Origin of the sequence: Kitasatospora sp. NPDC085895 (assembly GCF_040702125.1) — a bacterium.
Classification (GTDB): domain Bacteria; phylum Actinomycetota; class Actinomycetes; order Streptomycetales; family Streptomycetaceae; genus Kitasatospora; species Kitasatospora arboriphila.
In genome coordinates this window covers 67,713-84,640 of record NZ_JBFBJY010000024.1, presented here as the reverse complement: position 1 = coordinate 84,640, position 16,928 = coordinate 67,713, and the positions used below count along the sequence as shown (strand labels likewise).

Here is a 16,928-nt window from a genome sequence, read left to right as displayed (position 1 = left end):
GCGGCGGGTCAGCCGGTCCGGTGGCGCTCCATGAGTGGACGTCAACCCGGCCGAAATACCTCGGTGCACGGGGATTGACCGTCCAAAATTCGAGCCACTAGCGTGACTGAAACTTGCGCAGTTAATTACGAAAAGTTTCGAAAGTCGTCATCGTGTGATCTCGCGAAAGGGACCTCCGTGCTCCGAGCGACCCGCACCGCCCTCGTGGCGGCCACCACCGCAGCCCTGGCCGTCACCGCGCTCGTCCTCCCCGCCGCCTCCGCCGCCTCCGGCAGCACCGCCACCGCGGGCAGCACCGGCGCGTCCGGCGACACCCGGGCGGCCGCCACCCCGGCGAAGGACCCGGCCGCCCGCACCCTCGGCGAGCTCGGCCGCCGCGCCGGCGTGCGCATCGGCACGGCCGTGGACATGTCCGCCCTCGCCGCCGACGCCCCGTACCGGGAGAAGGCCGCGACCGAGTTCAGCTCCGTCACCCCGGAGAACGTGATGAAGTGGGAGGCCGTCGAAGCCGTCCGCGGCACCCACACCTGGGGCCCCGCCGACGACCTCGTCGACTTCGCGCGGGACAACCACCAGCTGGTCCGCGGCCACACCCTCGTCTGGCACAGCCAGCTGCCCGGATGGCTCACCTCCGGCAGCTTCACCCCGGGCGAGCTCCGCGACATCCTGCACCGTCACATCACCGACGAGGTCAAGCACTTCAAGGGTCGCATCTGGCAGTGGGACGTCGTCAACGAGGCCTTCAACGACGACGGCACCCTGCGCGACTCCATCTGGCTGCGCAACCTCGGCCCGGGCTACATCGCCGACGCCTTCCACTGGGCCCACGAGGCCGACCCCGAGGCCGAGCTGTACATCAACGACTACAACATCGAGGGCGTCAACCCCAAGAGCACCGCACTGCTCGCCCTGGTCACCGAGCTGAAGGCGCAGCACGTCCCGATCGACGGCGTCGGTGTCCAGGGCCACCTCGCCGTCCAGTACCCCGCCCCGCACGACATCGCCGACAACCTGGCGCGCTTCGACGCCCTCGGACTGGACACCGCGATCACCGAGGCCGACGTCCGGATGGTGATGCCCGCGGACGCCACCAAGACCGAGGCGCAGGCCGAGGGGTACGGCGTGCTGCTGCAGGGCTGCCTGCTCACCGAGCACTGCACCGACTTCACGGTCTGGGGCTTCACCGACAAGTACTCCTGGGTCCCGAACACCTTCTCCGGCGAGGGCTCGGCCAACCTGCTCACCGAGGACTACCGCCCGAAGCCGGCGTACACCGCGCTGCGCCAGGACCTCACCCTCGCAGGCCGGCACTGACCGACGCCTCCGGCGGACCGGCTGCGCCCGCCGGGTGAGCGTCGGCGCGCCGCCCACCACCGCACCGCCCGCGGGGACAGGCTGGCCGCACGGGCCGGCCCGCCGCCCGTCCCCGCAGGAGGCGACGATGCACGACGGCCCGCTGTTCTTCCCGGTGACCCCGTTCGGCCCGGACGGCGAGATCGACCCCGCGGTGTACGCCGAGCACCTGGAGGCCGGGATCACCGCCGGTCCCGGCGCGGTCTTCGCCGCCTGCGGCACCGGCGAGTTCCACGCCCTGGACCCCGCCGAGCACGCCCGGCTGGTCCGGACGGCCGTCCGGGTCGCGGCCGGCCGGCTGCCGGTCTACGCCGGTGCCGGCGGGCCGCTGCCCACCGCCCGCGCCCTCGCCCGGTCCGCCGCGGAGGCCGGCGCGGACGGCCTGCTCCTCATGCCGCCCTACCTCGTCCGGCCCCCGCGGTCCGGCCTGGTGGCCTACACCCGCCAGGTCGCCGAGGCCGGCGGGCTGCCGCTCATCGCGTACCACCGCGACACCGCCCGGCTCGACGTCGGCACGGCCGTCGAGATCGCCCGGCTCCCACAGGTGGTCGGCATCAAGGACGGCTGCGGCGACCTCGAACTCCTCGCCCGGATGATCACGGCCGTCGAGACGGCACTGCGCCCCTCCGGGAAGCGGTTCCGGTTCTTCAACGGCCTGCCCACCGCCGAGGCGACCGCGCCCGCCTACCGCGGCCTCGGCGTCCGGCGGTACTCCTCCGCCTCGTTCGCCTTCGTCCCGGAGATCGCCCTCGCCTTCCACCGCGCCCTCGCCACCGGGGACGGCTCCTCCGTCGGCCGCCTGTTGGCCGCCTTCTACCTGCCCCTGGTGGAACTGCGCGCCGAAGTGCCCGGCTACGCCGTCTCCCTGGTGAAGGCGGGGGTGCGGCAGCGCGGCCTGGCCGTGGGCGGCGTCCGGCCCCCGCTGACCGACCCCGCACCCGAGCACCTCGACCGGCTGCGCGCCCTCACCGACGCCGGACTGGCCGCCCTCGCCGCCCTCCCGGAAAGCACCGACCGTTGACCGCCGCACGGCCCGGCCCCGCGCATGCGTCGGACTCGTCGAGCCCGTCCGAGTCGTCGAACCCGTCCGAGCCGCCGAGCCCGCCCGGCCCGCCGGAGCTGCGGATCACCGCGGTCACCGTCACCCCCGTCGCCTTCCACGAGCCGCCGCTGCTCAACGCGGTGGGCGTGCACGAGCCGTACGCCCTGCGGGCGGTCGTCGAGGTCGCCACCGACCAGGGACTGTCCGGCCTCGGCGAGACCACCGCCGACGAGGGCCACCTCGACCGGCTGCGCACCGCCGCCGCGGCGGTGACCGGCCTGCCGGTGCACGCCCTCGGCCGGCTGCGCGCCCGGGTCGCCGCCGCGCTCGGCGGCCGGACGGGCTCCGACCGGCACGGCCTGACCGGGCCGATCACCGCGGCCTCCACGGTGGACCGGGTCTTCTCGCCGCTGGAAGTGGCCTGCCTCGACATCCAGGGCCGCGCCGCCGGGCGGCCCGTCAGCGACCTGCTCGGCGGCCGGGTCCGCGACGCCGTCCCGTACAGCGCCTACCTCTTCCACAAGTGGGCCGGCCACCCCGGCGGGCCGCCGGACCACTGGGGTGAGGCGGTGGACACCGCCGGCATCCTCGCCCAGGCCCGGCGCCTGGTCGACACGTACGGCTTCACCGCGCTGAAGCTCAAGGGCGGGGTCCGTCCGCCGCGCGAGGAGGTCGAGACCGTCCTCGCCCTGCACGAGGCCTTCCCCGGACTGCCGCTGCGCCTGGACCCGAACGCCGCCTGGACGGTGGACACCGCGCTCGACACCGCACACCGGCTGGAGGGCGTCCTCGAGTACCTGGAGGACCCGACCCCGGGCCTGGACGGCATGGCGGAGGTGGCCGCGGGGACGGCGATCCCGCTCGCCACCAACATGTGCGTCACGGCCTTCGAGCACCTGCCGCCGGCGGTCGCCCGCAGGTCGGTGCGGATCGTGCTCGCCGACCACCACTACTGGGGCGGCCTGCACCGCTCCCGGCTGCTCGCCGGGATCTGCGACACCTTCGGGCTCGGGCTGTCCATGCACTCCAACGCGCACCTCGGCATCAGCCTCGCCGCGATGACCCACCTCGCCGCCGCCTCGCCCGAGCTCACCCACGCCTGCGACACCCACTGGCCCTGGCGGACCGAGGACGTGATCGAGCCCGGCGCGCTCACCCTCACCGAGGGCGCCGTCCGGGTGCCCACCGGGCCGGGCCTCGGCGTCGAGCTCGACCGCGACGCCCTGGCCCGGCTGCACGAGCAGTACCTCGCCTGCGGTCTGCGCACCCGCGACGACACCGGCTACCTGCGCCGGACCGACCCCTCCTACCGGCGGCGCATCCCGCGCTGGTGACGGCCCGGGCCACCGCTCCACGGCACCACCACGGGACGGGAGTTCGACGGCCACCGCCTCCGTCCGGGCCGCCTTCGTCTTCGGCGCGGCCGCGCTCGCCCTCACCACCCCCGCCCTCGCCTGACGGGACGAGCCCCCGCCTGACGCCCCGCGGACGGTCTCAGGCGAGGACGACCTCGTCGATCAGCTCGCGGGCGGTCTCCACCGCTTCGGCGGGCAGCCCGGCGTCCGTCACCCAGGTGTCGACCTCGGACAGCTCCGCGAAGGTGGACAGGCCGACCGTGCCCCACTTGGTGTGGTCGGCCACCAGCACCGTCCGCCGGGCCGAGGCGACCAGCGTCCGGTTGGTCTCCGCCTCCGCCAGGTTGGGCGTGGTGAGGCCGGCCTCCGGCGAGACCCCGTGGGTGCCGAGGAACAGCAGGTCGAAGCGGAGCGAGCGGATCGCCCGGTCCGCCACCGGGCCGACCAGGGCGTCCGAGGGCGTCCGCACCCCGCCGGTCAGCACCACGGTGGCGGCCGGGCCGCCCGCGCGGTGCGCCTGCTCGAAGACCTCGGACACCGGGACGGAGTTGGTGACCACGGTCAGCCGCTCGATCCCGGTCAGCTCACGGGCCAGCGCGTAGGTGGTGGTACCGCCGGAGAGGGCGATCGCCGCACCGGGGGAGACCAGCCGGGCGGCCGCCCGGGCGATCTGCTCCTTGGCGGACAGCTCCAGCGCGGACTTCGCCGCGAAGCCCGGCTCGTGGGTGCGGGCCGGACCGGCCGGCACCGCGCCGCCGTGCACCTTCTCCACCGCGCCGACGCGGGCCAGCGCGTCCAGGTCCCGACGGATCGTCATGTCGGAGACGTTCAACTGGCGGGTGAGCTCGTTGACCCGGACACCGCCGCGCCGCCGCACCTCGTCCAGGATCAGTGCCCGGCGTTGTTCGGCGAGCATCTGGGCGTTGTCGGTCACGGATCCTCCTGCGGTCGGCTCCGGGCCATCCTCGCACGCGGCCCGGCCGCCGAAGCCCCCGAGAAGCCCGGGACTCCGAGAACGCGGGCGGCCGACGGGAACGCCGGCGGCCGGCCGGCCCGGTCAGAGCGGGAGGTCCGCCGGGACGAGCAGCTGCAGCTCCTCGGTGGACGGGTCGGCGAGCTGGGCGACCCGCATCGCGTGCCGCTCCACCATCGTCTCGAACACCTGCCGGGCCGTCCGGCCGTTGCCGAAGGCCGGTCCGCGCTCCAGGCCGGCGAAGTGCTCGCGCAGGGCCTTCTCGGTCGCCTCGGCCAGCGCGTACTCGTGCTCGGCGCACTGGGCGCGGGCGATCTCCAGCAGCTCGTCGGCGCTGTAGTCGGGGAAGGTGACCGTCCGGGAGAACCGCGAGGACAGGCCGGGGTTGGCGACGAGGAAGCGTTCCATCTCGGCGGTGTAGCCGGCGACGATCACCACCACCTCGTCCCGGTGGTCCTCCATCAGCTTCACCAGGGTGTCGATCGCCTCCCGGCCGAAGTCCCGCCCGCCGTCCTCCGGCGCCAGCGCGTACGCCTCGTCGATGAACAGGACCCCGCCGCGGGCCCGGTCGAAGGCGGCGGCGGTGCGGATCGCGGTGGAGCCGATGTGCTCGCCGACCAGGTCGACCCGGGCCACCTCGACGAGGTGGCCGCGCTGCAGCACCCCGAGCGAGGCCAGGATCTCGCCGTACAGCCGGGCGACCGTGGTCTTGCCGGTGCCGGGGGCGCCCGTGAAGACCAGGTGCCGGCGGAGCGAGGGGGCCTTCAGTCCGGCCTTGCGCCGGCGCCGGCCGACGGTGATCAGGTCGATGAGGGTGCGCACCTCCTGCTTGACGGTGGCCAGGCCGACCAGGGCGTCCAGTTCGGCGAGCGCCTCGTCGGCGGGGCGGCAGTCGGGGATCGGCGCGATCGCGGCCGTCCCGGCCGGGGCCGGCCCGGCGCTGGTCAGCCGGGCCGTCGCCGGCAGCAGCGCGGGACCGGCAGCAGACCCGGCCGCCGGTGCGAGCAGCGGCGGGTACGGCGGGGCGGGGGCGAGCGGCGGGGCCGCGGGCAGCGCGGCGCGCGGCACCGGCAGCGCGGGCGGCGGCGGGGGGACGTCGTCCGAGACGCAGCCCTCGGTGACCGGGCCCGCCTCGGAGAACTCGAAGCCGGCCCGGCCGTTCTGCTCGGCCCGGCAGCGGGTGAGCACCGTGCGGCAGCCGTCGATGACGTGGAAGCCGAAGCCGCGGCCGTGCGAGATCCGGCAGTCCTCGAAGGTGCCGCGGCCCTGGGCCGAGACGTACACCCCGGCGTCGCCCGCGCCGCGCACCGTGCACTCGCGCAGCACCGGGTCGGCGCCCTTGGCGACGATCACGCCGGTGGCGACGTCGGCGATCTCGCAGCCGGTGAGCAGGCCGCCGCTGCCGTGGTCGCGGAACCAGAGCCCGGTGCCGGCCTCCTGGATCCGGCAGTCCGTCAGGTCGGCGGTGGCGCCGCCGCTGACCGAGACGGCGGAGGAGCGGATCCGGCTGAACGAGCAGTCGGCGGCGCTCGCCCGGGAGTCGCGGTCGAGCACGAACAGGGCGTCGGGGAGGTCGTGCAGGGTGCAGTCGGCGAGGGCGAGGCGGGCGCCGTCGCTGACCCACAGCGCCGGGTAGTCGCCGTCGGCGGAGTGGATCTCGCTGCCCTCGGCCTCGACCTCGGTGCCGGCGTCCCAGACGGAGAGCGCGCCCCGGCCGAAGGTGTGCAGGGTGCAGCGCTCCAGCCGCAGCCGGGCCCGGCCGCGCAGGTCGGCGGCGTTCTCCGGCAGGTCGTGGATGCGGCAGCCGGCGAGCAGCAGCTCGGCATCGGTGTCCAGGGTGAGGCCGTTGCCGGTGACCCGGTGCACGGTGCAGTCGGTGAGGCGGCCGACCGCGCCGTCCTCGGCCTGCACGCCGCTGCCGCGGATCTCGTAGATCTCGCAGCCGGTCAGTTCGGCGCCGCTGCCGGCGCCGGTGAGCAGCAGTCCGGCGCCGCCGGTGTGGTGGACCTTGCAGCGGTCCAGGACGGCGGCGGCGCCGCCGAGCACCGCGATGCCGGCCTGGCCCGCGGCGGAGACCTCGCACTCCTGGAGGCCGGCCCGGGCGCCGGGGCGCAGCCGCACCCCGAGGCCGGCCGGGTTGGCGACGGTGCAGGAGCGGAGCACGGCGGAGGCGCCGTCGCCGAGTTCGACGCCGGCGGAGGCCTGGGTGTCGATCCGGCAGCCGGTGAGCCGGGCGCCGTCCGCGGTGACCAGGACGGCGGGCAGCGAGCGGTCGGAGCCCTCGACGACCACGTCCTGGACGGTCGCGACGGCGGCGACGGTCAGCGGCACCCCGCCGGGCGGACTGATCCGGACGCTGCCGGGGCCCTGGACGGCCAGCACGGTGACCGGTTTGTCGATCACCACCGCCTCCCGGAAGACGCCCGGCCGCACGGTCACGGTGTCGCCCGGTTCGGCGGCCTCCAGGGCCTCACCGAGCGTGTCGTACTCGCCGGCGCGGCGCCGCCAGCGGGACCCGCTGTCCTGCGTGACCCGGACCCTCTGCTCTGCCATGCGGTCTGTCATCCCACCTTCGTCGGAGCCCTGCGATGGTCGGCCGCCCGCGGGGGCGCCCCCGGCCGCGGTGCGGGGGCCGTCCGCGCACTACAACGAGTGGGCGACGGCGCGGTGCCGGTCAGCGCCGGGCGTCCGGCTGCGGCCGCGGGCCCTCCTCCAGCACGGTGACCTCGTCGCCGACCCGCAGGGTGCCGAGCAGGTCGCCGGTGACGCCCTCGGGACGCTCCGGGACGAGGTTCTGGCCGAAGACGAGCTTCTTGCCGAAGCGGCGGTGCCGGCCGAGCGCGAGCAGCGGCTCGGGGCCGCGGCGCTCGCCGGTCTCCTGGTCGGTGGTGGTCACCACGCAGCGGCCGCAGGGCTTGGCGACCCGGAAGACCACCTCACCGACCCGGATCCGCCGCCAGCCGTCCTCGGCCCACGGCTCGGTGCCGGAGACGACCAGGTTGGGGCGGAAGCGCTCCATCGGCAGCGGCTCGGCGCGCCGGTCGCCGGCGGGGTGGTCGACGGCGAGGTGCTCGTTGAGCGCGGCCAGCGAGGCGGTGGTGGCGAGCAGCAGCGGGAAGCCGTCGGCCATGCTGGTGGTCTCGCCGGGCCGGCTGTACTCGGGGTCGATCCGCCGGCTGCCGGCAGGGTCGTCGAGGTGCAGCAGGCGGACGTCGCCGAGGCGGTCGGCGAACCAGACCTGTGCCTCCTTCGCGGCCTCCACGGCGGGGAAGAAGGTGCCGAAGACGTCGGCCTGCGCGGCCGGGTCGCCGGCGGCGGCGCTCGGTGCGGGGATGCGGATGCTCGCGCCGTCGGGGTCGGTGACGGTCAGTGAGCCGTCGGCGTGCGGCCGGGTGCGGTACTGGCCCAGGGAGGGGTCGTCGCGCTGGGTGACGGCGCGGCCCGCAAGGTCGGCGAGCATCCAGCGGCGGTCGCCGGCGAGGCCCCACGGCTCCACCCCGGCGCTGTCCGGGCTCAGCCGGTAGGTCGACTTGACGGGATAGACGTGGAGGGCGGTCAGCTGCGGCATGCCCCCATCCTGCCAGTCGGCGGCGGTGCTCCGGTGCCGCGGCCGGGAATGACGGAGGCCGCCCGGTCCGCCTGGTACGGCGGGCCGGACGGCCCCGGAGAGGAAGACCTCGTGCCCTTGCTCCGCCCGGCGCCCTCGTTCGCCGGGGGTGGTGCGGCTTCGGTCAGCCGGCCTGCGGGTAGTACGCGGGGCCGGGGTACTGCTGCTGGACGGGACGGACCGGGGCGACCGGTGCGGCCGGGCGCAGCTGGTTGCCGCCGAAGCTCTGGTCGGCGAAACCCTGCTGCGGGCCCTGGCCGAAGCCCTGCGCACCGAACTGCTGGCCGGACATGCCCGAGGGCGCCGACGCGAAGCCGTTCTGGCCGCCGAAGCTCTGCCCGGTCTGGTACCCGGCCTGGGGGGCGGGGGAGACCGGCGCCTGCGGGCGCTGCGGGGGGAGGTAGGGCTGCGGGCTGCCGTACCCGGGGACGGCCGGCTGCGGGGCCGCCGCGTACACCGACGGCGCGGTCTGCGCCGGGATGTACGAGGTGGCGGGGCCGCTGCTGGGGCCGGGGCCCAGGGCGAGGCGGGCCGGCGGGAGCGCGGGCAGGCTGCTCACCGGGCTGTCGAAGCCGGTGCCGTAGCCACTGCCGTAGTTGCTGCCGTAGCCGGAGCCGTAGGTGGCCGGGGGCAGGGCCGCCGGCACGTTGATGGGCGCGATCTGCGGGACACCGCGTTCTGCGACGAGGCTGTCGTAGATGGGCGTGCCGGAGGAGAAGGACGGAGAGGGGTAGCCGACTCCGTCGTAGGAGCGGGGCGAGGTCATGGGGCATACCGTAAGCCCACAACGTGCCTGCTGAGGAGAGTGGAAGAGGTGGGATTTCGACCGTTCACACAGTCTTCGCTCGATCGAAACGCTCGAAAGTGTGCAAATCCGACATATTGTCGGCCGGTTCAAGCCATCCGACCCCCCTGACCGCCGGTCGAACGCCCGGCGAACCGCCGACGTCGGTTCGCCGGACCCTCGGCCGTCCGAACCGGAGGGCGTGCGGTGCGGACCGCGCGCCGGTGGGCCCGACCGCCTCGCGGAGGGACCGGACCCGCCGGAGAAGCCGCACGTCAGCCGACGTGTACGCTCTGCGTCGGGAAGCCGGGACGGCCCGCCAGCTCCGTCGTGCAGTGCGCGCAGCGGACGGCCGCGACCGGCACCGTGCTCAGGCAGTCCGGGCAGTCGGCCTTCGCCACCGGCACGTCCTTGCGCGGCTCGAAGCGGGCCTGCAGCCGCCCGACCGGCACCACCACGGCGAAGTAGATCACCGCGGCGATCAGCACGAAGCTGATCAGCGCGTTCAGGAACGCCCCGTACGGGAACACGGTGCCCGCGACGCTGAAGGACTCCTTGCTGTAGTCGCCGACCGCGCCGCTGGCGATGCCGATCAGCGGGGTCAGGAACGCCGTCACGAAGCCCGTCACCACGGCCGTGAAGGCCGCGCCGATGACGATGCCGACCGCCAGGTCGACGACGTTGCCGCGCAGCAGGAAGCTGCGGAATCCCTTGAACACCGGGTGACTCCTCGAAATGCGTCGGGCCGCGCCGGCCCGGCCGGCCGGGCCCTTCGGCCCCGCCGGCCATCCTGCCGAGGCCGGGGCGGCTCGGTCCAACCGCCGTCACCCGTTCCGCCCAGTCGTCGTACCGGGTTGCGCTCCGGGTGGGCCGGGCCGCGCCCGCGGACGGTCCCGCAGGCCCGCCCGCGACACCCCACGGGCCGTCAGATCCCGGCCGCCCGGAGTCGATCGGCGTGCGCCTGCACCTTCACCACCGCCCCGGCCACCCGTCGCACCGTCGCGGCGTCCATGTGCGACCAGAGCGGCACCGTCAGCACCGAGTCGGCCAGCCGGTCCGTCAGCGGCAGCGTCCCGGCCTGCCCGAGGTGCGCGTAGGCGCGCTGGCGGTGCACCGGCGGGAAGAAGTAGCGGCGGGTGTCCACCCCCTCCGCCTTCAGCGCCCGGCCGAGCTCCGCGGCACCGAGGCCGAACGCGGCCGCGTCCACGATCAGCGTCAGGTCCTTGAAGGTCGAGGTGTCGCCCGGCTCCGGCAGGGCGAGCCGCAGGCCCGGCAGCCCCGCCACCGCGGCCGCGAACACCTCCACCAGCGCCCCGCGGTGCGCCACCCGCTCGGGCAGGCCGGTCAGCGAGGCCAGGCCGACCGCCGCGTGCAGCTCGCTCATCCGGGCGTTCAGGCCGGGGAAGAGCGTGTCGTAGTCGCCCGGGTTGCCGTAGTCGCGGGCGGTGCGCAGGGTCGCCGCGAGCGAGGCGTCCCGGGTGGCGACCAGACCGCCCTCACCGGCCACCGCCACCTTCGTCGGGCTCATCGAGAACACCTCCGCCAGCCCGAAGCCGCCGATCGGCACCCCGCCGCGGGCGCTGCCGAAGCCGTGCGCGGCGTCGTAGACCAGCGGCACCCCGGCCGCGTCCGCGACCTGCTGCAGCCGCTCCACCTGGCAGGGGGTGCCGTACACGTGGGTGGCCATCAGCGCGGCCGGCCGGTCGGCGGCCTTCAGCCGCGCCTCGGCGTCCTCCGGGTCGAGGGTGACGTCCTGTTCGCGGGCCTCCGCGAACAGCGGGGTGCCGCCCGCCCAGTGCGCGGCGTGCGCGGTCGCCGAGAAGGTGAAGCCGGGCATCAGCGCCGGCCGGCCGCCGCCCACCCCCGCGGCCTGCAGCACCAGCATCAGACCGGCCGTGCAGTTGGAGACCGCCACCACGTGCGGCACCCGCAGCAGCTCGGCGGCCCGCTCCTCCAGTTCGGCGACCGTCCGCCCGTTGGTGAGCAGGCCGCTCTCCAGCACCGCGGCGATCCGGGCCAGCGCCTCGTCGGCGTGCGGGACCTTCACCCGGGTCAGCGGCAGGCCGTCGGGGAAGGCCGGGGTGCCGCCGAGGGCGGCGGGCGTGTCGAGGTCGGTGGTCGTCATGGTCGGGTCGATCCCCCCTGGGTCGGTCGGTTGCCGGGTGTCCGCGCGGAGGCGGGTGCCGCCGCGGCGGGGTCGGGCGGTGCCGGCCCGGACGGCGCGGCACCACCGGGCGGCCCCGCTGTGCCCGGAGGTGCTGCGGGCCGGCCGCCCCACTGGCCGGGCTGCACCCGCCACAGCGGCGGCCGGGAGTGCGCCCGCACCCGCGGGCGGTCCCCGTCCGGCCGCGGGACGGCGAGCAGCACCAGCACCAACGGCAGCACCTGCACGCGTTCGCGGGACAGGATGCCCATGTTGTTGATGGTCGAGAACGCCCAGCAGAACAGCAGGGTGTAGACGATCGTGAAGGCGACGTAGGAGCGCCGCAGGAACCACCGCGGCACCCGGCTCAGCCGCGGCCAGCTGCGGATGAACATCACCAGCAGCGCGAAGCACTCCACCGACTGCACCAGGTTCTGCACGTTCGACGCCTCGAACGGGAAGGGCCGGAACAGCACGCTGACCACCGCCACCGGCAGCCCCGCCGGATTCAGGCTGAACTGCGGCGACTCGTCGTCCGCCGCCTGGTTGATCACCGACCCGCCCTGCGAGGTGCGCCGCGAGGTCTCCGACAGCACCTGGTTCACGCTGTCGCCGCCGGTGCCGCTCGTCCCGAAGAACGTCGACACCTGCTGCAGCATCAGCATCACCATCACGCCCAGCACCACCACGGTGAGCACCGTGCGCAGCGGCCCCAGCGCGCTCACCTGCTGCGGCCGCCGGCGCAGCACGTACGCCACCGTCAGGCCCGCGCCGGCCAGCACGGTGACGTGCGGACGGACCATGCCGGTGCCCAGCGAACCCAGCGCGATGCAGAGGAACGCGCCGAACCGGCGGTCCAGCAGCCGCGCCACGCCGTAGGTGGTCAGGCCCAGGCAGAACATCATCCAGGCGTCCTTGCCGATGCTGGACGGCCAGAACAGCAGCGACGGCAGGAAGAACACCAGCTTCGCGTACCGCCGGGAGTCCGCCTCGGGGAAGGCGATCTGCAGCGCCCGCCAGAACAGCAGCAGACCCCAGAAGCCCAGCCAGGAGAACACCAGGAAGCCGCCGACCAGCGACGGACCGGTGATCGCGTACACCACGCCGGTCACGATGATGATGAAGCCGGTGCCGGCGACCTTCATCCCCAGGTCGTAGTGGAACGTCCCGGAGAGCGGGCTGTGGGTGTCCAGGAACAGCGCCAGCTCGCTGCCCCGCTGGTGGTACATCTTGGCGTCGGCCGCGCCGCCGTACAGCACGAAGGCCATCAGGTACCGCGGGAAGGCGCACAGCAGCTTGAGCGCCATCGCCAGCATCAGCAGCCGGAAGACGTCCTTCTCCGGGTTGGCGGCGGCGACCCGCGCCAGGACCGGCGTGCCGATCGCCATCAGCGCGGGCAGGACCAGCAGCGCCCCCCAGGTGTCGTAACCGGTGTGCACCATCGCCAGCACGAACAGCGTCACGTAGCCGACCACCAGCGCGGCCGCCACCGCCGACGGCCAGGGCACCCGCCGGGCCAGTGCGGCCACCGCCGTCACCGCCGGCCGCGCCGCGACCGCCGGAGCGGCCATCAGAAGACCTCCAGGTCGCCCAGGTTGAACCGCCAGTCGGCCGGGATCCGGCCCGCCGTGAGCGGACCGGACGGGGACCGGGCGGCCAGCACCATCCCGGTGCGCGGAGCCGTCAGGTAGCCGCTGCGCCGGGCGGCCGCGGCGGCCTCGGTGCCCGCCGCGAGGTGGCCCGCGACGTGGTCGCAGCCCGCCTTCGCGGCCTGCTTCAGCAGCCGCGCCGCGCTGCCCCGGTCGCCCGGCCGGACGATCACGTCGGCGAGCGTGAACTCGGCCAGCGGCCCGCGCCGCCGCGGCCGGCCGAACGCCACCCCGGCCAGCTCGCCGCCGCGGTGGCAGGTCAGCACCCGGTAGTCCAGGCCGGGTGCGTCGCCGTACCGCCAGCGCAGGAAGTCCGCGGTGCGCCGGACGGCCAGCCGGGTGTCGGTGACGTCCGCGGCCGCCCGCTCCCGCAGCAGCTCGTCCAGCCCCTTCCGCGGGCCGGCGAACCAGTCCTCGGCGGTGGGCAGCGAGCACACCGGCGGGCCCGCCGCACCCGCCCCGCGGCGGGCCAGCGCCGCCCGCGCACCGCGCGCGAACGCCGTCGGCCGGGCCACCCGCACGGCGATCGGCACCCGGCCGAGCTCCAGCCAGCCCATCTTCAGGTAACCCGGCAGGCTGTTGCCGTTCGGCGTGTTGAAGACCAGCTCGGTGTCGCCGGAGACCTCCTCCAGCAGCCGCAGCGTCAGATCGCGGAAGATCCCCCGGCCCTGGAACTCCGGGTGGGTCGCGGTGTCCACCGGCCGGACGGCCGGCACCGTCCGCCCGCCCGCCTGCCACTGCCAGCGCAGGAACAGCCGCACCCCGGCCAGCCGCCCGCCCGCCTCCTCGGCGACCAGGCCCGGACTCGCACCGAACGGGTTCCGCCGGTGCTTCCACTCGAAGAACTCGGCACTGCGCGTGCCGGTCGGCCCGCCCGCCAGCGAGGCGGTCAGCAGGTCCAGCACGGCGGGCGTGTCGGCGTCCACGAGCGGACGGTACGTCAGCCCGGCGCTTGACTCGGTCATCTGGGTCTTCGGCTCCATGTCGTCTCGCTCGGCGGGTGCTGCCGGTCGGTGACCGCATCGGTCAACGGGCCAGCACCCGGGCGTACACCTGCTCGATCGCGCGCTGCGCCCCGGCCGTGTCGAAGGTCCGGGACCGCTCCCGGGCGGCCTTCCCGAACCGCTCGCGCAGCCCCTCGTCGGCGGCCAGCCGGCCGAGCGCGCCGGCCAGTGCCGCCGGGTCGCCCGGCGGCACCAACAGCCCCTCGACGCCGTCGTCCACCACCTCCGGCATCCCGCCGACCCGGGTCACCACCGGCGGCAGGCCGCTGGCCATCGCCTCCATCAGGGCCACCGGCAGGCCCTCCTGGCGGGAGCTCAGGGTGAACACGTCCAGCGCGGGCAGCAGCGCCGGCACGTCCGGCCGGGAACCGGCGAACACCACGCCCCCGCCGGCCCGGGCCCGCAGCTCGGCCTCCAGCGGCCCGGCGCCGATCAGCACCAGCGCCGCCGAGGGGTGCTCGCGGCGCAGCAGCTCGAAGGCGGCGAGCAGGGTGGCCTGGTCCTTCTTGGCGGTCAGGTTGCCGACCGTGCCGACCACCGGTGCGTCCGCCGGCAGGCCGAGCGCGGCGCGGGCGGCGGCCCGGGCGGCCGGCCCCTCGGGGGCGCCCGCCAGGTCCGGGCCGTGGTGCACCACGGTGACCCAGCCCTCGTCCGGACGCCGCCGGGCGATCGTCGCCGCCACCGCGTGCGAGACCGCCACCACCGCGTCGTTGCGCCGGTACGTCAGCGCGTTGGCCCAGCGGGTGGCCGTCCGGTACCGCTCCCAGACGTTGTGCTCGGTGTGCACCAGCCGCGGCGCCCGCCGGCCGACCGCCAGCAGCCGGGCCGCCACCGCCGGGATCGGCATGTGCGAGTGCACCAGGTCGTAGCGGCGCTCGGCGAGCAGCCGGCGCAGCCGCACCGGCCAGAGCGCACCCGGCGCGCCGCCCAGGCAGTGCACCCGCACCCCGGCCGCCTCCAGCGCGGGCACCAGGGCGTCCTTGTACGGCAGCACGTAGGCCACCTCGATCTCGTACCGCCCGGTGTCGGCGTGCCGGGCGCAGTTGAGCAGCAACTGCTCGGCGCCGCCCCGGCCGAGGCCCTTGGCCAGCCAGAGCACCCGCCGGCGGCCGCTCACCGCTCCTCGATTTCGCGCAGCTGCAGCGTCGTCTCGACCACCGACTCGCCGCCGGGCCGGCGCGCCCAGCTCGGCGCCGCCCGGTGGTGCTCCTCGGCGACCGGCGCGACCGGCGCGACCGGCGCGACCGGCGCGGGCGGTGCGGGCGGTGCCGGCCGCTCGGCGGGCTCCGGCCGGCCGGCAGCCGCCCCGCGCGCCGCGGCGGGGGAGCGGCGGCCCTCCTCGGACCGCGCGGAGGCGGTGGCCGTGCGGCCCACCAGCAGCGCACCGGTGCGCAGCCCGTCCCGCTTCAACCGGCGCCCGGAGGGGCCGATCGTGCCGAGCAGCGCCACCCCGGCGACCGGCACACCGGTACGGGCCAGCAGCTCGGAGACCCGGTCGGCCTGCTCCGGCGTCACGTTGCCGGCCATCGCCGTCACCAGCACCGCGTCGGCGTGCTGCACGAGGTCGTAGGCGTCGTTGGCGTGCAGCAGCGGCGAGGTGTCGATCAGCACCACGTCGGCGTGCTCGCGGGCCCGCCGCAGCACCTCGCCGGCCCGCAGCACCAGCGCCGCCGGGTACGCGGTGGTGTTGCCTCCGGTGATCAGCCGCACCCCCTCGGTGCCGGTCTCGCGGATCAGGTCGTCCAGCGCCGACAGCCGTTCGCCGCTGAGGAGTTCGGCCATGCCCGGACCGCCGCCGACGCCGAAGTGCAGATGGGTCTGCGGGTGCCGGAAGTCGCAGTCGAGCACCAGCACCCCGCGGCCGGTCTCGGCCAGCGCGGCCGCCAGGTTGGCGACGGTGGTGGTGCGGCCGTCCCCGCTGCGCCCGGACATCACCAGGATCACCGGCGCGGGACCGCCACGGCCCCGGGCGGCCGGCTCGGCGCCGGGCCGGCCCGACAGCGACTCCGGACCGGTGAGCAGCAGGGTCGAGCGCAGCGAGCGGTAGGCCTCGGCCGCCGGGTCGGACGGGCGGGCCACCACCAGCGGACCCCGCAGCCGGCGCAGCCGCCGGGAGAGCTGCGGGATCTCGCCGATCACCGGCAGGTTGAACGCCTCCTCGGTGGTGTTGCGGGTCCGCAGCCGGGTGTCCATCCGGCTGAGCATCACCGCGGCGACGACGCCGAGCGCGAGGCCGAGCACCACCGCCAGGGTGAGGCGCACGCCGCGGCTGGGCGAGCTGAGCAGGCTGCCGCCGGCCTCCTTGGCGTCGATGCTGCCCCACTGCTGGATCGCGTCGGTCTGGCTGTAGTTCTGCAGGGTGCTGATGTCGGTGAGCGTCTTGGTGAGCGCGTTGAGCGCGGCCGTCAGCTGCGGCTGGAGCTTCGGCTGGTCGGCGGAGCCCGCCTTGGTGAAGGCGTGCTGCAGGTTGTTGACCTGCTCCTGCTGGGTGTCGGCCTGCGCCTGGAGGCGCTTGATCGACTCGTCGGCGCTCTTCTTCGACTCCTGGCCGTAGCCCGTGATGGTGGCGTCGGACAGCGCCGCGGCCAGGTCGGTGCAGGACTGCTGGGTGGGGCCGGTGGTGGTGAAGACCAGCATCTGGGTGGAGGCCGCGGTGACGGTGCGCCGGGCGGCGAGCGCGGCCACGTCCGTGACGTGGAGCTTCTTCGCTGCGGTGGTCGTCACGTCCGAGCCCTGCGCGTAGCTCAGCACCTGATCGGCCCGGACGGATTCGCCGGCACCGGCCACCGGGGTGATCGCCACCTTGCACTGCCACTTGCCGTCGTCCACGGCGTCGCCCGCCGGCGTCAGCAGGAAGCCGATGATCAGCGCGGCGAGGGTGCAGCCGACGAGCAGCCGCCAGTAACGCCGCAGGACGGTGAAGTGGTTTGCCGGTTCCACCGGTTGGTTCCCCTCGCGATCGTGGTGCGGGCACGCGGGACACCGGTCCGGCCCGCCTCGGCGGACCCCGGTGCCGCC

13 protein-coding genes are annotated in these 16,928 nt (G+C 75.4%); 3 read left to right on the top strand and 10 right to left on the bottom strand.

Translation table 11 applies throughout. The features are described from left to right. Positions 1-177 precede the first annotated feature (177 nt). The 3 genes from AB0442_RS17790 (at position 178) to AB0442_RS17780 (ending at position 3,729) form a co-directional block, all read left to right on the top strand. Positions 178-1,314, top strand: coding sequence for an endo-1,4-beta-xylanase (locus AB0442_RS17790; protein ID WP_366163823.1), 1,137 nt, complete (start codon positions 178-180; stop codon positions 1,312-1,314). A gap of 127 nt (positions 1,315-1,441) precedes the next feature. Continuing rightward, a complete protein-coding gene (locus AB0442_RS17785; protein ID WP_366163821.1) occupies positions 1,442-2,374 on the top strand; it encodes a 5-dehydro-4-deoxyglucarate dehydratase in 933 nt (310 codons plus the stop codon). 98 nt (positions 2,375-2,472) lie between these two features. Continuing rightward, complete coding sequence (locus tag AB0442_RS17780) at positions 2,473-3,729, top strand: glucarate dehydratase family protein (protein WP_366163842.1); 1,257 nt, start codon at positions 2,473-2,475, stop codon at positions 3,727-3,729. A 160-nt stretch (positions 3,730-3,889) separates the two neighbouring features. Here the strand turns inward: AB0442_RS17780 and AB0442_RS17775 are convergent, their stop codons facing one another. The 10 genes from AB0442_RS17775 to AB0442_RS17730 all read right to left on the bottom strand — a co-directional run bounded on the left by AB0442_RS17775 (position 3,890) and on the right by AB0442_RS17730 (position 16,850). Next, positions 3,890-4,684, bottom strand: a complete 795-nt coding sequence (locus AB0442_RS17775) for a DeoR/GlpR family DNA-binding transcription regulator (protein ID WP_363542952.1) — start codon at positions 4,682-4,684, stop codon at positions 3,890-3,892. Positions 4,685-4,807: 123 nt separating this feature from the next. Then, positions 4,808-7,276, bottom strand: a complete 2,469-nt coding sequence (locus AB0442_RS17770; RefSeq protein WP_366163819.1) for a right-handed parallel beta-helix repeat-containing protein — start codon at positions 7,274-7,276, stop codon at positions 4,808-4,810. 121 nt (positions 7,277-7,397) lie between these two features. Next, positions 7,398-8,291 carry an MOSC N-terminal beta barrel domain-containing protein gene (locus AB0442_RS17765; RefSeq protein ID WP_366163817.1) on the bottom strand — a complete coding sequence of 298 codons (894 nt, stop codon included), beginning with the start codon at positions 8,289-8,291 and terminating at the stop codon, positions 7,398-7,400. Between the two features lie 163 nt (positions 8,292-8,454). Further along, a complete protein-coding gene (locus tag AB0442_RS17760) occupies positions 8,455-9,096 on the bottom strand; it encodes a DUF6643 family protein (protein WP_366163815.1) in 642 nt (213 codons plus the stop codon). 293 nt (positions 9,097-9,389) lie between these two features. Next, entirely contained in the window at positions 9,390-9,833 is a 444-nt protein-coding gene (mscL, locus tag AB0442_RS17755; RefSeq protein ID WP_366163814.1) for a large conductance mechanosensitive channel protein MscL, read from the bottom strand. A gap of 206 nt (positions 9,834-10,039) precedes the next feature. Further along, positions 10,040-11,239, bottom strand: coding sequence for a DegT/DnrJ/EryC1/StrS family aminotransferase (locus AB0442_RS17750; protein ID WP_366163812.1), 1,200 nt, complete (start codon positions 11,237-11,239; stop codon positions 10,040-10,042). Continuing rightward, the gene (locus AB0442_RS17745) at positions 11,236-12,828 is read right to left on the bottom strand and encodes a hypothetical protein (RefSeq protein ID WP_366163810.1); all 1,593 of its coding nucleotides are present in this window, start codon (positions 12,826-12,828) and stop codon (positions 11,236-11,238) included. Before AB0442_RS17745 ends, AB0442_RS17750 begins: the two co-directional genes overlap by 4 nt. Next, complete coding sequence (locus tag AB0442_RS17740; RefSeq protein ID WP_366163809.1) at positions 12,828-13,871, bottom strand: GNAT family N-acetyltransferase; 1,044 nt, start codon at positions 13,869-13,871, stop codon at positions 12,828-12,830. The genes AB0442_RS17745 and AB0442_RS17740 overlap by 1 nt, the downstream gene beginning before the upstream one ends. A gap of 61 nt (positions 13,872-13,932) precedes the next feature. After that, a complete protein-coding gene (locus AB0442_RS17735) occupies positions 13,933-15,027 on the bottom strand; it encodes a glycosyltransferase (RefSeq protein ID WP_366163808.1) in 1,095 nt (364 codons plus the stop codon). Beyond that, positions 15,024-16,850 carry an AAA family ATPase gene (locus tag AB0442_RS17730; protein WP_366163806.1) on the bottom strand — a complete coding sequence of 609 codons (1,827 nt, stop codon included), beginning with the start codon at positions 16,848-16,850 and terminating at the stop codon, positions 15,024-15,026. The genes AB0442_RS17735 and AB0442_RS17730 overlap by 4 nt, the downstream gene beginning before the upstream one ends. Between the last annotated feature and the right edge of the window lie 78 nt (positions 16,851-16,928).

Bases quoted from the DNA above. Each gene is read 5' to 3' on its own strand.
- AB0442_RS17785 (WP_366163821.1), top strand. From the start codon at position 1,442: ATGCACGACGGCCCGCTGTTCTTCCCGGTGACCCCGTTCGGCCCGGAC.
- AB0442_RS17770 (WP_366163819.1), bottom strand. From the start codon at position 7,276: ATGGCAGAGCAGAGGGTCCGGGTCACGCAGGACAGCGGGTCCCGCTGG.
- AB0442_RS17765 (WP_366163817.1), bottom strand. From the start codon at position 8,291: ATGCCGCAGCTGACCGCCCTCCACGTCTATCCCGTCAAGTCGACCTAC.
- AB0442_RS17760 (WP_366163815.1), bottom strand. From the start codon at position 9,096: ATGACCTCGCCCCGCTCCTACGACGGAGTCGGCTACCCCTCTCCGTCC.
- AB0442_RS17750 (WP_366163812.1), bottom strand. From the start codon at position 11,239: ATGACGACCACCGACCTCGACACGCCCGCCGCCCTCGGCGGCACCCCG.
- AB0442_RS17745 (WP_366163810.1), bottom strand. From the start codon at position 12,828: ATGGCCGCTCCGGCGGTCGCGGCGCGGCCGGCGGTGACGGCGGTGGCC.
- AB0442_RS17740 (WP_366163809.1), bottom strand. From the start codon at position 13,871: ATGACCGAGTCAAGCGCCGGGCTGACGTACCGTCCGCTCGTGGACGCC.